The sequence below is a fragment of the Geodermatophilus sp. SYSU D01186 genome, from assembly GCF_054050215.1.
Genome location: NZ_JBJGYW010000023.1, coordinates 15,054 through 28,010, shown reverse-complemented (window position 1 = coordinate 28,010; position 12,957 = coordinate 15,054). Strand labels below are relative to the sequence as shown.

The following is a 12,957-nucleotide window of genomic DNA, read 5'->3' as shown; positions in this document are numbered from 1 at the left end:
GTCCTCTGCGGGTCCGGCAGGACCGCGGTTGCACGTGGAACGCCCGCAGGGCGCGGGCTCACGCCCCCTGGCGGGCGGCGTTGGCCTGGACGGCGGTGCTCACGTACCGCGCCAGCCCGGGGGCCATCGCCTCGTACGTGGCCGTGAACCGCGGGTCCTCGACGTACATGCGCCCCAGGGCGGCGTGCATCTCGGGCGAGCACTCGTAGAAGTTCCGGCTGATGTGCTGCCGGTCGTCCTCCGCGACGTCCATCGCCTGCTCCGAGTCCGGCGCCGCGCCCGACCGCAGCACCGCCACCCACCGGTCGCCGATGTCGGCCATCTCGCCCTTCACCCGCAGCCAGTCCTCCTTCGCGTAGCCCCGCGTGCGCCGCTGCGACTCCGCCCACGCCGCGGTGTCGCCCCAGCGCTCCTCGGCCTCGGCCTCGTACTGCGCCGGGTCGTGCTCGCCGAACACCTCGAACCGCTCCTCGGGGGTCAACGAGATCCCCATCGCCCTCGCCTCCATCTCCTTCTCGACGGCCGCGACCATCGCCCGCGTCCGCTCCAGCCGGTCCCGCAGCAGCCGGTGCTGGCGGCGCAGGTGCTCGGCGGGGTCGGCCGACGGGTCGTCCAGCAGCGTCGCGACCTCCTCGAGGGGGAAGCCGAGCTCGCGGTAGACCAGCACCCGGTGCAGTCGGTCCAGGTCGGCCGGCGAGTACCGGCGGTAGCCGGCCGACGTCCGCCCGGACGGCGACAGCAGCCCGATCCGGTCGTAGTGGTGCAGCGTGCGCACCGTGACCCCGGCCAGGGCAGCCACCTCTCCCACGTTCACGGTCCCTCCTCTCCGACGTGGACGAGTGGACAGCCTGACGTCGCGTCAGGGTCAAGCGCGATCCGTCGGCCCGCCTGCAGGGCCCTCGCCGAGCTCGCGAGGCGTGGGGGGCAGGCGGGTCCTTTCTCTGCTCGGCAAGCTCGACGGCCTCGACGAGTACGCCGTCCGGCGGTCGATGACGCGCACCGGCACCAACCTGCTCGGCCTGGTCAAGCACGTCGCCTACGTGCAGCTCGGCTACTTCGGGGAGGTGCTCGGCCGGCCCAGCGGCCGGCCCTGCCCGTGGGACGACGGCGGTGAGGACGACGCCGACATGTGGGCCCGCCCCGACGAGCGCCGCGAGGACGTCGTGGAGCTGTACCGGTTCTCGGCGGCGCACGCCGACGCGACCATCGAGGCGCTGCCGCTGGACGCCGTCGGCGAGGTGCCGTGGTGGCCGGAGGAGCGGCGGCACCCGACGCTGCACACCCTGCTGGTGCACATGTGCGTGGAGACCGCCCGGCACGCCGGGCACGCCGACGTCGTCCGGGAGTCCATCGACGGCGCGGCCGGGATGACCGCGGCCAACCCCAACCTGCCCGAGCGCAGCGACGCGGAGTGGGCGGCCTTCCGCGACCGCATCGAGACGGCGGCGCGACAGGCGGCCGGCCGCACGGCGCCGGGCCCGACGGGTGGCCCTCCGGTGGATGCGTGAGGATCGCAGGCATGGCCACCGACGACGTCTCGCCCGAGGACCCCTTCCCCCGCAAGCGCGTGCGGGTGGACCGGCGGGCCGACGGCACCCTCCAGATGGCCTACGTCGAGGTGGGGGAGCGCGGGGCGGGCGGGAACGACATCGTCTTCCTGCACGGCAACCCGACGTCGTCCTACCTGTGGCGCAACGTGCTGCCGCACGTGCAGCACCTGGGCCGCTGCCTGGCGCCGGACCTCATCGGCATGGGGGAGTCGGACAAGCTGCCCGACCCCGGGCCCGGCACGTACTCCTTCGCCGCCCACGCCGGGTTCCTGGAGCGATTCCTCGCCGAGGTCGGCGCCACCGAGCGGGTCGTCTTCGTGATGCACGACTGGGGCTCCGCGCTGGGCTTCGACTGGGCGCACCGGCACCCCGGCGCGGTCCGTGGGCTCGCCTTCACCGAGGCGATCGTGACCCCGCTGACCTGGGCGGACTGGCCGGCGGACGCGCGACGCCTCTTCCGCACCATGCGCGGCCCCGACGGTCCGGCGGCGGTGCTGGAGAAGAACGCCTTCGTCGAGCGGATCCTGCCCGCCTCGGTCGCCCGCGGGCTGAGCCCCGAGGCGCACGAGCGGTACCGGCAGCCCTTCCGCACCCCCGAGGACCGCTGGCCGACGCTGGAGTGGCCCCGTCAGATCCCGCTGGAGAACGTGCCGCCGAAGGTCCGCGACGTCGTCGCCCGGTACGGGCAGTGGCTGCGCACCTGCGACGTGCCGAAGCTGTTCCTCAACGCCGACCCGGGGTCGATCCTGGTCGGCCGGCAGCGCGCCTTCGTGCGCAAGTGGGCGGCGCTGACCGAGGTCACCGTGCCGGGCGCGCACTTCGTGCCCGAGGACTCGCCGCACGAGATCGGCCGGGCGCTGGCCGAGTGGATCCCGACGCTGCGCTGAGCCGTCCGGGGCCTCGCGGACCGGGGGCGTGCGCGGCCGGGTCCGGGGGTGCCCCTCCGGTGCTCCGGCTCCGAGTGCAGGTGCACTCAGAGCCGGAGCACGCTCGGAGAGGTGTCTGGCCCTGTGGGTCCAGGGTGCCGACGGGCTCCCGCAGGGGCGCCGGTCAGGCGGGCTGGGCCTCCGCCTCCGCCACCGTGGGGACGACGCCGGCGGTGCCCGGGAACGACCGGTTGCTGAACGCCCTCATCTCCGGACCCCACCGGCGCATCGCCGAGCGGTGCGGGTCGGTGCGGACGAAGGCCACCATCGCGGCCTGGTCGTCCCACCAGGACACGGTCGTGAAGTGGCGCGCCAGGGGCCGGGCCCGGAGGAACAGCGAGCGCGCCCCCGGGCTGCGCATGGCCTGCTTCCGGATGGCCAGCGAGGCACGCAGGAACGCCGGGACGTCGCGGAAGCGGCGCAGGTGCAGCTGGGTGAGGACGACGACGCCGGGACCGTCACCGACGGTCTCGGCCTTCCACGGCAGGTCGGGGATGAGGGGCACGACAACCTCCTTTACATGCGTTTAGCACCAGAGGCTAGGCACCTTCTTAACGCATGTAAAGTGACCTTGTGCCCCCACGGACCCCCGGCCGCCTGCGCGCCGACCTCGTCGCCTCCGCCGCCGCGCTGATCGAGCGGACCGGCTCGGTGGAGGCCGTGACGCTGCGTGCGGTCGCCCGCGAGGCGGGGGTGACCGCGCCCGCGGTGTACGGGCACTTCGCCGACCTGGGGGCCCTGGTCGACGCCGTCCTCGAGGAGGGCTTCCTCGCGCTGCGCGCGGCGATCGAGACGTCGGTGGCCGGGATCGAGGACCCGGTGGAGCGGCTGGTGGCCGGGTGCCGGGCCTACGTCACGGCCGGCCTCACCGCACCTGCCCGCTACCGGGCGATGTTCCAGCGGCAGGAGGTCCCCGGCGGAGCGGGCGCCTTCGACGTGCTGGTCGACGCCGTCACCGCCTGCCAGGAGGCCGGGCGCTCGGCCAGCCGGGACGCCCGCGGCGACGCGCTGCTCATCTGGACGGCCCTGCACGGGGTGGTGACGCTGCGGGCGGCCGGGGCGGGCGCCCCGGAGCTCGACGGCCGGCTGCGCGACCTGGTCGGCCGGCTGGCCCTGGTCTCGCCGGCCGCCTCAGACGGGAACGGCGCGGGCTGAGCGCCGGGCGCTCTTCACCCGGTACATCGCCGCGTCGGCGGCGGCCAGCGCCGTCTCGGGAGTGTCCCCGGCGTCGCAGACCGCGACGCCGACGCTCACGCCGACGCGGTGCCGGCCACCGCGCGCGTCGGTCAGGGGCGCGTCGAAGGACGCCGTGACGCGATCGGCCACCGACCGGGCCGCGTGGGCGCAGTCCAGCCCGGGGCACAGCACGACGAACTCGTCGCCGCCCAGGCGCGCCACGGTGTCGCCGGGGCGCACCGCCGCCTGCAGCCGGCGGGCGGCCTGCACCAGCACCTCGTCCCCGACGGCGTGGCCGGCGGTGTCGTTGACCGGCTTGAAGCCGTCGAGGTCGCAGAACAGGACGGCGAGCGGCTCTGCTGCCCGCCGCGTGGGCTCCAGGAGCTGGCCGAGGCGGTCCATCAGCAGGGCGCGGTTGGGCAGGCCGGTGAGGGGGTCGTGCAGCGCCGCGGCGCGCAGGGCCCGCTCCAGCTCCCGCTGCGCCGTGACGTCGGCCAGGGCGACCACCGCACCGAGGAGTGTCCCGTCGTCGTCCCGGATCGACGTGCCGGAGGCCAGCACCTCGCGGACGGCGCCGCCGGCCGGCGCGATCCGCATCCCGACGTCGGCGATCCGGTCCTCGCGGAACACGCGGGTGAGCGGGACGCGGTGCGGGGCGAGCGGGCGCCCGTCGGGCTCGCTGAGGGAGAAGGCGGCGGGGAAGTCGGCGACGTCCACCCGCGGGTCGGCGTCCGCCCCGTGCCACTGCCGGCTGACCTCGTTGAACAGCACCACCCGGCCGTCGGCGTCGGCGGCGACGACGCCGACGGGCAGCGCCTCGAGCAGCGCGCGGACGAAGGCCTCCGAGCGGGCCAGCTCGGCGTGCGCCCGCTCCGCGTCCCGGCGGGCGACCGTGGTGGCGGCGGCGACGTCGGCGAGCTGCCGGACGGCGCGGCGCCGCTCCACGATGCCCACGATCACGTCGGCGAGGTCGCCGAGGCGGTCGCGGTCGTCGGCGGAGAAGGCGTGCGGCTGCTCGTCGAGCACGGCCAGCGTCCCGACGGTGGTGCCCTCGATGACCAGGGCGGCGCTGGCGTAGCCGCGCACCCGCGCGCGGCGGCCGTCGACCCACGGGTTGGTCGCGAAGCGGGGATCGGCGCTGAGGTCCTCGAAGGCGTGCACGCCCGGGCCCCAGCCGGTCAGCACGGCGCTGATGGACGCCTCGCCCGGCGCGACCCCGCCGCCGGAGCCGTGCGGGGACAGCCGGAGCTCCTCCCGGTCGTCCAGCACGTGCACCGCCGCCCGGGGCGCCCGGGTCAGGGCGGCGGCCACGCGGACCACCCGCTCCACCTCGGGGTCTCGGCGGACGTCGAGGACCTCCAGCTCGTGCAGCAGCGCGGCGCGGCTGCCCGCTGGCTCGGTCACTGGTCCCACGGCTCCTCGGCGTCGTCCCGGTACGGCCGGCGCCTCTCGCCGTCCTGCCACCCCATCGACGCCCGCGCCGCCCCGGTTGAGAGACCGCGGGCGGACGTCCCCCGGACGGGGTGTTCTCGTATCAGGATGCCAGCGTGCGTACCGTCTCGACGGCGGCCACGACGGCGAAGACCAGGAACAGCCCGGCCGCCACCCGCCGGATGAGCGCGATCGGCAGGCGGTCGGCCAGCTTCTTGCCGAGGAAGACCGCGAGCCCGGACACGGTGAGCAGCGCGGCCCAGGCGCCGATGAACACCGACAGGGGGGCGTCCAGGCGGGCGGCGAGGCCGGCGGTGGCCAGCTGGGAGAGGTCTCCCCACTCCGCGGCGAACAGCACGCCGAAGGAGATGGCCGCGGCGCGGAAGAACGACGTCCCCTCGCGGCCGGCGGCGACGTCGTCGGCGTCCTCCGGGCCACTGTTCGCGCTGCGCCACAGCAGCACCGCGCCGACCAGGAAGAGGACCGCCACCACGCCGCTGACCAGCGCGCCGGGGAGCAGCGACAGCAGGCTGCCGGCGGTGACGGCGATCGCCACCTGCAGGCCGAACGCCGCGCCGACCCCGATGAACACCGGCCAGTGCGGGAAGCGGGTGGCGAGCACCAGGCTGGCGAACAGCGTCTTGTCCGGCAGCTCGACGGGCAGGACGAGGATGAACGCGGTCGCGATGACCGACAGGGACAGCACGGGTTTCTCTCTTCCGCTCGGCACTGCCGGGCGGGTGCGGGTACGCCTCCGACCGGCAGCACGGGACTGCACTGGTCGAAGGTCTCGCCCACCCACGCCGGGGGCGTGGGCCCGCTGACCGGGCGACCACCGCGGGGTGGTGCGCCAGCATGTCGACCAGCGGACGGGGGGCTACTCCCCTTCTCGGCCCGCCAGCCTAGCCGAGCCCTCCCGGGGGAATCCGGGTGCGCACGGGTGAGCTGTCGCACTAGCGTCGGGCCATGCCGTTCCGTTGACGCCCGTCCACGGCCCCCCTGACCCCCGCGGCCCGGCCGCTGGCCCGGCTGGCCGTGGGCTGGGCCGCGCTCTCCGAGCTGGTCCCGTACTACCCGCTCTACGCGCTGCTCTTCCTCGACACCGGGCTCTCCGGCGCCCAGGTGTCCGCGCTGTTCGCCGTCTGGTCGGTCACCGGCCTGCTCACCGAGGTACCGGCCGGCGTCCTGGCCGACCGCTGGTCGCGGCGTGGGGTCGTCGTCCTCGGTGGCGTGCTCCAGGCGGTCGCCTTCGCGGTGTGGACCGCCGCCCCCGCCGCCCCGGCGTTCGCCATCGGGTTCGCGCTGTGGGGCGTCTCCTCCGCGCTGGTGTCCGGCGCCGCGGAGGCCCTCGTCTACGACGGGCTGGCCGCGGTCGGGGCCGAGTCGGCCTACACCCGCGTCAACGGCTGGATGACCGGCGCCGAGCTGCTGGTGCAGGTGCCGACGGCGGCCGCGGCCAGCGCGCTGTTCGCCGTGGGCGGGTACCCGGCCGTCGGCTGGGCCAGCGTCGCGGTGTGCCTGGCCGCCGCCGCGCTCGCGCTCCGCTTCCCCGAGGCCCGGCACGTCGCCGAGGACGACGAGGGCGAGGACGTACCGCTCCGGCAGGGCGTGGCCGAGGCGCTGCGCCCGGGTCTGCGGCTCACCGTGCTCGCGGTCGCCCTCCTCGGCGGCCTGGACGCGGTCGAGGAGTACTTCCCCGTCCTCGCCGCGGACTGGGGCGTGTCCACCGAGGCCGTGCCCTTCGCCGTCCTGGCCACCGCGCTGGCCGGAGCGCTGGGCGGGGCCCTGGCCGGCCGGGCCGAGCGGCTCCCCGACCGCGCGCTACCGGCGCTGCTGGCGCTGTCCGGGCTCCTGCTCGTCGGCACGGCACTGTGGGCCCGGCCGGCGGCGCTGGTCGCGCTCGCCGCTGCCTACGGCGTCTACATCGCCGTGCTGGTCGTCGGGGAGGCGCGGCTGCAGCACCGCATCACCGGTCCGCACCGGGCGACCATCACCTCGGTCGCGGGACTCGGGCTCGAGCTGGCCTCGCTCCCGGTGTTCGCGGCCTGGGCGCTCGGCGGTCTCGGGGGCGTGGCGGTCGCCGTCCTCGCCGTCGTCCCGGTGGTCGCCGCGGGCCTGCGCCGTCCGCCGGGCACCGGTCAGGGCACGGGGTAGGCCGCCTCGGCGGCGGCCGTGGCCGCGCGCAGGACCTCCTTGACCGGCGCCGCGAGCCGCCCGGCCAGCGCGGCCACGTCGTCGAACTCCACGCTGACGTTGACCACGCGCCCGTCGAGGACGGCGAGCTTCACGCCCACCCGGCCGCCGAGGACCGCCACCGACGCCGAGGCCCGCTCCAGCGCCACCTTGCCGACCGGCACCACCCGCAGCCCGATCGTGGACGTCGCGGTGAACACCGTCGCGCGCAGCTCGTCGACCGCGTCGGGCGGGCACAGCACCGACAGGGTGTGCGCCGGGCGCCCCTTCTTCATGAGGATCGGGGTCAGCCAGGCGTCCTGGGCGCCGGCCGCCAGCAGCCGGTCGAGCACGCCGGGCCACAGCCGCGGGTCCAGGTCGTCGACGTTGGCCTCCAGCACCACCGCCGAGGCCGGCGTGGGCCGCTCGGGCTCCCCGAGCACCAGCCGGACGACGTTGGGCAGCTGCTCGGGGTCGCGGGCACCGGCGCCGACGCCCACCGTCTGCACCCGCATCGGCGGCAGCGTCGTCCACTCGTCCACGCGGGCGGCCAGCAGTGCGGCACCCGTGGGCGTGCAGGCCTCCGCGGGCACCGGGCCGGCGTGCACCGGCGCCCCGGCCAGCAGTTCCAGCACCGCGGGCGCCGGGACCGGCACCACGCCGTGCGCGCTGCGGGCCGCGCCGCTGCCCAGCGCGACGGGGGAGGCGGTGAGCCGCTCCAGGCCCAGGTGCTCGAACGCGGCGACCACCCCGACGACGTCGGCCAGCGCGTCCAGCGCCCCGACCTCGTGGAAGTGGACGCTCTCCGGCGCGATCCGGTGCACCCGGCCCTCGGCGACCGCCAGCCGCTCGAAGACCGCCAGCGCGCCGTCCCGGACCGCGGGGGCGAGGTCGGCGTCGGCGAGCAGGTCGCGGACGTCGGCCCAGGTGCGGGTGCGCACCGACGGCGGGGCGTGCACGTGCACCCGCGTGGCGCCCAGCCCGTGCCGGCTCACCTGCTCGGTGACCAGCCGGATGCGCTCGACCGGCAGCGCGGCCACGGCCGTCGCCGGGACCTCCAGCGGCACCCCGGCGTCGACGAGCGCGCCCAACAGGAGATCCCCGGAAGCCCCTGCCGCCAGGTCCAGCCAACCGATCACGCTGAGACCGTAGTGAGGGCGCTTCTGCGGTGTTCCGTGGGCTCCTGCGGGGGGGCCCCGCCCGCGGACGGCCCCGGCTCCCCCAGGCGGCCGCTACCGGCGGGTCCTCCGGGCGATGCGGGCGGCGAAGACGCCGGCGGAGTGGCCGTTGTCGATGTTGCTCACCACGACGCCGGGTGACGCCGAGTTGAGCATGGTCAGCAGCGCGCTGAACCCGCCGAACGAACCGGGCTGCCCGGTGGAGGTGGGGACGGCGACGATCGGCACGTCGGTCATCGCGCCGACCAGCCCGGCCAGCGAGGCGTCCATGCCCGCCACCACGACCAGGCAGTCCACGTCGTCGAGCAGGGTGCGGTCGGTCAGCAGCGGGCGGATCCGGCTGCCCCCGACGTCGTCCACCCGCACCACCGAGGTCCCGGTGATCCGGGCGGCGAAGGCGGCCTCGGCGGCCACGGGCAGGTCGCCGCCGGCACCGCACAGGACGCCGATGCGGCCCACGGGCTCCGGCAGCGGCCCGACGGCCGCGGACATCGCCGCGGCGTCGACGGTCGTGTACGCGTCGTGCTCGCTGGCCAGCGCCACCAGGGTCTCGGCGGTGGCGCGCACCACGACGGCGGGCCGGTCGGGGAACTCCCGGCGTGCCTCGCGGACCAGCGTCAGCACCTGCTCGGTGCTGCGGCCGGTGGCCCAGACGACGTCGGGCTCGGCCGGCGCGTCCCGCAGCGGGGCCGCGGGAGCGGGCTCGACCGGCGGCACCGGCCCGAGCGCGGGCTCGACGGGACTGCCCAGGCCCAGCGGGGGATCGACCGGCTCGACGAGGAGGGGGGCGAAACCGCCGGGGTCACCGGCGGGGTCGTCCAGCGGGGAAGGCTGCACGGCAGGGACCCTAGGCGCCACGACGACCGGCTCCCGGGTACCGGCGGGGGCCGTGTCGGTCCCAGTGGACTCGTCCGTCACAGGCGTCGCAGCCGACGACGGCGGGCCGAACAGCGCGTCGAGCGGGCTGTCCCCGGCGCGGGTCTGCGTCTTCGCCGACAGCCGGACGACGCGGTCGCGGCCGCGGCGCTTGGCGTCGTAGAGCACCCCGTCGGCGGCGGCGAACAGGGTGCGGCGGTCGTCGCCGCGGGTGGCCGAGGCGATGCCGACGCTGATGGTGACGGGGAGGTCCACGCCGAGGCTCGCCCAGTCGTGGGCGGCGACCGCACGGCGGGTGCGCTCCAGCGCGCGCTCGGCCTGCTCGGCGGTGGTCTCGGGCAGCAGCACGACGAACTCGTCGCCGGCCCAGCGGCACACCTCGTCGGTGTCGCGGACGCCGGCGATCAGCAGCTCGCCCACGGTGCGCAGCACCACGTCGCCGGTCGGGTGCCCGGCGGTGTCGTTGACCTCCTTGAACCGGTCGACGTCCACCACGGCCAGCGCGGGGGCGGCGCCGGAGGAGAGCAGGACGTCCAGCCGGGCCTCGGCGTAGCGCCGGTTGGGCAGGTGGGTGAGCGGGTCCTCGTAGGCCTGCCGGCGCAGCTGCCCGGCGGCCCGCTCGGTCTCCAGCAGGCTCTTGCGCCGGCCGAACAGCTCCACCCAGCGGGTGCGCCGCTCGTCGACCCGGTCCAGCTCGTCGGCGAGGTAGGCCTGCAGGTAGGGCAGGGCCCGGCCGGCGTCGTCGAGCTCCGAGTGCAGCGTGCACAGCTCGCGCAGCGCGGCCCGGCGCAGCCTCGGCAGCCCGTGCTCGGTGGCGATGGCCAGCGCCCGGGCCAGCTGCTCGTCGGCCCCGCGGCCGTCGCCCTGGCGGCGCAGCGCGCGGCCCAGCGCCAGCAGGGCGGCCGACAGGAGGGCGCGGTCGCCGCCGGCGGAGGTGACGCGGACGGCGGCGCGCAGCGGTGCGGCGGCCGCGGCGTGCGCGCCGAGGCCGACCAGGGCCCAGCCGTGCACGACCTGGGCGGCGACGACGGCCTCGGCCGCCTCGGGCGGCAGCAGCGCCAGCGCCTGTTCGGCCAGCTCCCGGGCCTCGGCGAAGTGCGCCTCGGCGGCGTCGGGGACGCCGTCGTCCAGCAGCGCCTCGCCGAGCTCGGCGCACAGCTCGCCCAGGCGGGTCGCGGTGCGGGCGACGAGCACGTCGGCGTCGCCGTCCTCGCCGGTCAGCGCCCCGGGTGCGGCCGCCGCCTCGTGCGCCCGCCGCTGGTAGTCCAGGGCCAGGGGCATGAGCTCGAGGTCGGCGAGCACCGCGGCGAGGGTGCCGAGGGTGTCGATGAGCAGCAGGGACGGCGGCAGCGCGGGGTCGAGCAGGCTGGCGGCCTCGACCGCCTCGTCCATCGCGGCGTCGATGCGACGCGAGAGCAGTTCGATGCGGGCGTGCCGCGCCAGGCCGGCCGCACGCTGCAGGTCGTCGTCAGTGGCCTCGAACGCGGCCTTCGCCGAGCGCACCAGCGCGATCGCCAGGGCCGCGCGGGAGGCGGACTCGGCCCGCGGGTCGGCGTCCTCGGTGCCGTCGATGAGCTCGGCGACCCCGGCGTGCAGGTCGAGGGCGGGCGGCGTGCCCGTGCCGTGCGGCGGCTCCACCGGGTCGCCGACGAGCGTGAACCCGGCCACCCGCAGCCGGCGCACCAGCAGCTCGGCGCGCAGCGTGTCGGCCCAGGCGCGGCCGAGCGGGTCCGGTGCGTCGTCCGGGGAGGAGACCTCGTAGGGCGAGATGTCGGTCTCGACGTCGGCGAGCAGCTCCTCGGCGTCGTCGAGCTGCCAGTTCGCCAGCGCAGCGGTCACCCGTTGGTGCAGGGTTCCCGGTGGCACGAGCGCACTGTGCACGGCCTCCCGCGCCGAGTCGAGCACCGGCCGGGGGGCGCGCCGACGGTCGTCCGTTTCGTCACAGCCGTCCCACCCGGCGAGTCCGGTCACGAGGCGTCCTCGCGCGGCGCCCGCCCGCCCGGGGCGCGGACCCGGTTGCGGCCGCTGCGCTTGGCGGTGAACAGGTGCAGGTCGGCGGTGTCGAACAGCGAACGCCACGCGACCGGCTCCTCGGCGGCGCCGGCCGCCGTCGCCACCCCGATGCTCACGGTCACCGGCTCGGTGAGCTGGAGGTCCGCCCAGTCGGCGCCGGCCACGGCGGCGCGCAGCCGGTCCATGGCGACCAGCGCCTGGTGCTCGGTGGCCGTCGGCAGGACGACGAGGAACTCGTCGCCCGCCCAGCGGTACACCTCGTCGCCGGTGCGGCTGTGCTCCAGCAGCAGCGCGGCCACCCGCCGCAGCACCTCGTCGCCGTGCGAGTGGGAGGTGTCGTCGTTGACCTCCTTGAACCGGTCGACGTCGACGACGGCCAGCGACAGCGGCTCCTCGCCCAGCCGCAGGTTGCCCAGCCGCCGCTCCGCGCTGCGCCGGTTGCCGAGGCCGGTGAGGGGGTCTTCCATCGCGTGCCGCCGGAGGACGGCGGTCTGCCGCTCGGCCTCCCGCAGCCGGCTGCGGCGCACGAACATCTCCGCCCACAGCTCCCGGCCGCGGGCGTGCGCCCGGCCGGTGTCGGCGCGGTAGGCCTCCAGCCAGTGCAGCGCCTCGGCCGGGCGGCCCATGGCGGCGGTGCTCTGGCCCAGCTCCAGCAGGCACTGCCGGTAGCGCCGGCGGTCCCCGGTGGCGGCGAAGGCGCCCGCGGCGTCGACCAGCAGGTCGGTGGCCTCGGCACCGTGCCCGCCACCGGCCTGGGACCGCGCGAGCCGGGTGAGCAGCCGGGCGAGCACCAGGTCGGTGTACCCGCGCAGCCAGATGCCGCCGTCGCGGTGGACCCGCCGGTGCGCGCTGCGCAGCGGGCCCAGGGCGTCCTCCAGGTCGCCGCGGCAGGTCAGTCCCCACGCCTGGACGACGTCCAGCAGGTCCTGCTCGGCGGGCTCGGGCTCCCAGTCCAGGGCGCGGGCGGTCCGCGCGCACTCGACGGCGACGTCGGCCAGTTCCCGGGAGCGGTCCAGGTCGCCGCGCCGGTGCAGAGTCTGGGCCAGCTCGGCGTGCTGCTGGGCGCACAGCTGCAGCATCAGCCACTGGTCGGCCAGGTCCGGCAGCGCCGCGGCGACCCGGTGCCCGGACAGCGCCTGGGCGACGGCGAGCTCCTCCAGGTCCAGGGCGGTGAGGGTGAGCGAGAGCCACCGGTGGGCCTGGTGCAGCGCCCGCGAGGGGTCGCCCGCGCCGGGGCCCTCCGCGATCAGGCTCGCGTCGATGGCGGTGAGCATCGCCGCGTCGAAGTGGTCGGAGGCGACCTCGACGTGGGCCAGGTAGGCCAGCGTCAGCGCCGTCCGGTCGGTGGGCGCGCAGCGGACCAGCGCGTCCCGGGCCGACCGCACGCCGCTCGCGGCGACGTCACGGTCCCCGTCCAGCAGCCCCCGCCGGGCGGCGAAGGCGTGCCGCCAGGCCGTCCAGTGCGGTTCGGTGGCGGCGGCCAGCACGGCCTCGGCCCGGTCGTGCTCGGTGGTGAAGACGGTGGGGTCGTCCCGGGAGGTGGCCGCGAGGAGGCGCCAGAGCACGTCCTCGAGCTCGGCCTCGACGAGGCGGTCCGGGCCGGCGGTCACGCATCCCTCCATCGACGGGTCAACG

11 protein-coding genes are annotated in these 12,957 nt (G+C 76.6%); 4 read left to right on the top strand and 7 right to left on the bottom strand.

Annotated elements, in window-relative coordinates; translation table 11 throughout:
• Nucleotides 1–58 precede the first annotated feature (58 nt).
• Entirely contained in the window at nucleotides 59–814 is a 756-nt protein-coding gene (locus ACI784_RS16955) for a MerR family transcriptional regulator (RefSeq protein WP_457014235.1), read from the bottom strand.
• Between the two features lie 103 nt (nucleotides 815–917).
• Here ACI784_RS16955 and ACI784_RS16950 point away from each other — a divergent pair, with 103 nt between their 5' ends.
• Both ACI784_RS16950 and ACI784_RS16945 read left to right on the top strand, forming a co-directional pair.
• Entirely contained in the window at nucleotides 918–1,508 is a 591-nt protein-coding gene (locus ACI784_RS16950) for a DinB family protein (protein ID WP_456922809.1), read from the top strand.
• A gap of 11 nt (nucleotides 1,509–1,519) precedes the next feature.
• Nucleotides 1,520–2,437 (top strand): haloalkane dehalogenase, encoded by a 918-nt coding sequence (locus ACI784_RS16945; RefSeq protein WP_457014234.1) that lies wholly within the window; start codon nucleotides 1,520–1,522, stop codon nucleotides 2,435–2,437.
• A gap of 163 nt (nucleotides 2,438–2,600) precedes the next feature.
• On the opposite strand, the gene ACI784_RS16940 is transcribed toward ACI784_RS16945, so the two are convergent.
• On the bottom strand, nucleotides 2,601–2,981 hold the full coding sequence (locus tag ACI784_RS16940) for a hypothetical protein (RefSeq protein WP_456922807.1): 381 nt from the start codon (nucleotides 2,979–2,981) through the stop codon (nucleotides 2,601–2,603).
• Nucleotides 2,982–3,049: 68 nt separating this feature from the next.
• Between ACI784_RS16940 and ACI784_RS16935 the strand changes: the two genes are divergently transcribed.
• A complete protein-coding gene (locus ACI784_RS16935) occupies nucleotides 3,050–3,631 on the top strand; it encodes a TetR/AcrR family transcriptional regulator (RefSeq protein WP_457014233.1) in 582 nt (193 codons plus the stop codon).
• On the opposite strand, the gene ACI784_RS16930 is transcribed toward ACI784_RS16935, so the two are convergent.
• Both ACI784_RS16930 and ACI784_RS16925 read right to left on the bottom strand, forming a co-directional pair.
• Nucleotides 3,608–5,056, bottom strand: a complete 1,449-nt coding sequence (locus ACI784_RS16930; RefSeq protein WP_457014232.1) for a diguanylate cyclase domain-containing protein — start codon at nucleotides 5,054–5,056, stop codon at nucleotides 3,608–3,610. The two genes, ACI784_RS16935 and ACI784_RS16930, sit on opposite strands and share 24 nt — an antisense overlap.
• A 130-nt stretch (nucleotides 5,057–5,186) precedes the next feature.
• On the bottom strand, nucleotides 5,187–5,789 hold the full coding sequence (locus ACI784_RS16925) for a TMEM165/GDT1 family protein (RefSeq protein ID WP_456922804.1): 603 nt from the start codon (nucleotides 5,787–5,789) through the stop codon (nucleotides 5,187–5,189).
• 329 nt (nucleotides 5,790–6,118) lie between these two features.
• Here ACI784_RS16925 and ACI784_RS16920 point away from each other — a divergent pair, with 329 nt between their 5' ends.
• Nucleotides 6,119–7,237 carry an MFS transporter gene (locus ACI784_RS16920; protein WP_456922803.1) on the top strand — a complete coding sequence of 373 codons (1,119 nt, stop codon included), beginning with the start codon at nucleotides 6,119–6,121 and terminating at the stop codon, nucleotides 7,235–7,237.
• On the opposite strand, the gene larC is transcribed toward ACI784_RS16920, so the two are convergent.
• The 3 genes from larC to ACI784_RS16905 form a co-directional block, all read right to left on the bottom strand.
• Entirely contained in the window at nucleotides 7,222–8,394 is a 1,173-nt protein-coding gene (larC, locus tag ACI784_RS16915) for a nickel pincer cofactor biosynthesis protein LarC (protein WP_457014231.1), read from the bottom strand. The genes ACI784_RS16920 and larC overlap by 16 nt on opposite strands.
• Nucleotides 8,395–8,487: 93 nt before the next feature.
• Entirely contained in the window at nucleotides 8,488–11,175 is a 2,688-nt protein-coding gene (locus tag ACI784_RS16910) for a diguanylate cyclase domain-containing protein (RefSeq protein WP_457014230.1), read from the bottom strand.
• A 101-nt stretch (nucleotides 11,176–11,276) separates the two neighbouring features.
• On the bottom strand, nucleotides 11,277–12,932 hold the full coding sequence (locus ACI784_RS16905; protein ID WP_457014229.1) for a diguanylate cyclase: 1,656 nt from the start codon (nucleotides 12,930–12,932) through the stop codon (nucleotides 11,277–11,279).
• Nucleotides 12,933–12,957: the final 25 nt, after the last annotated feature.

Excerpts from the sequence above, each read along its gene's own strand:
- ACI784_RS16945 (WP_457014234.1), top strand. The coding sequence starts at position 1,520 with ATGGCCACCGACGACGTCTCGCCCGAGGACCCCTTCCCCCGCAAGCGC.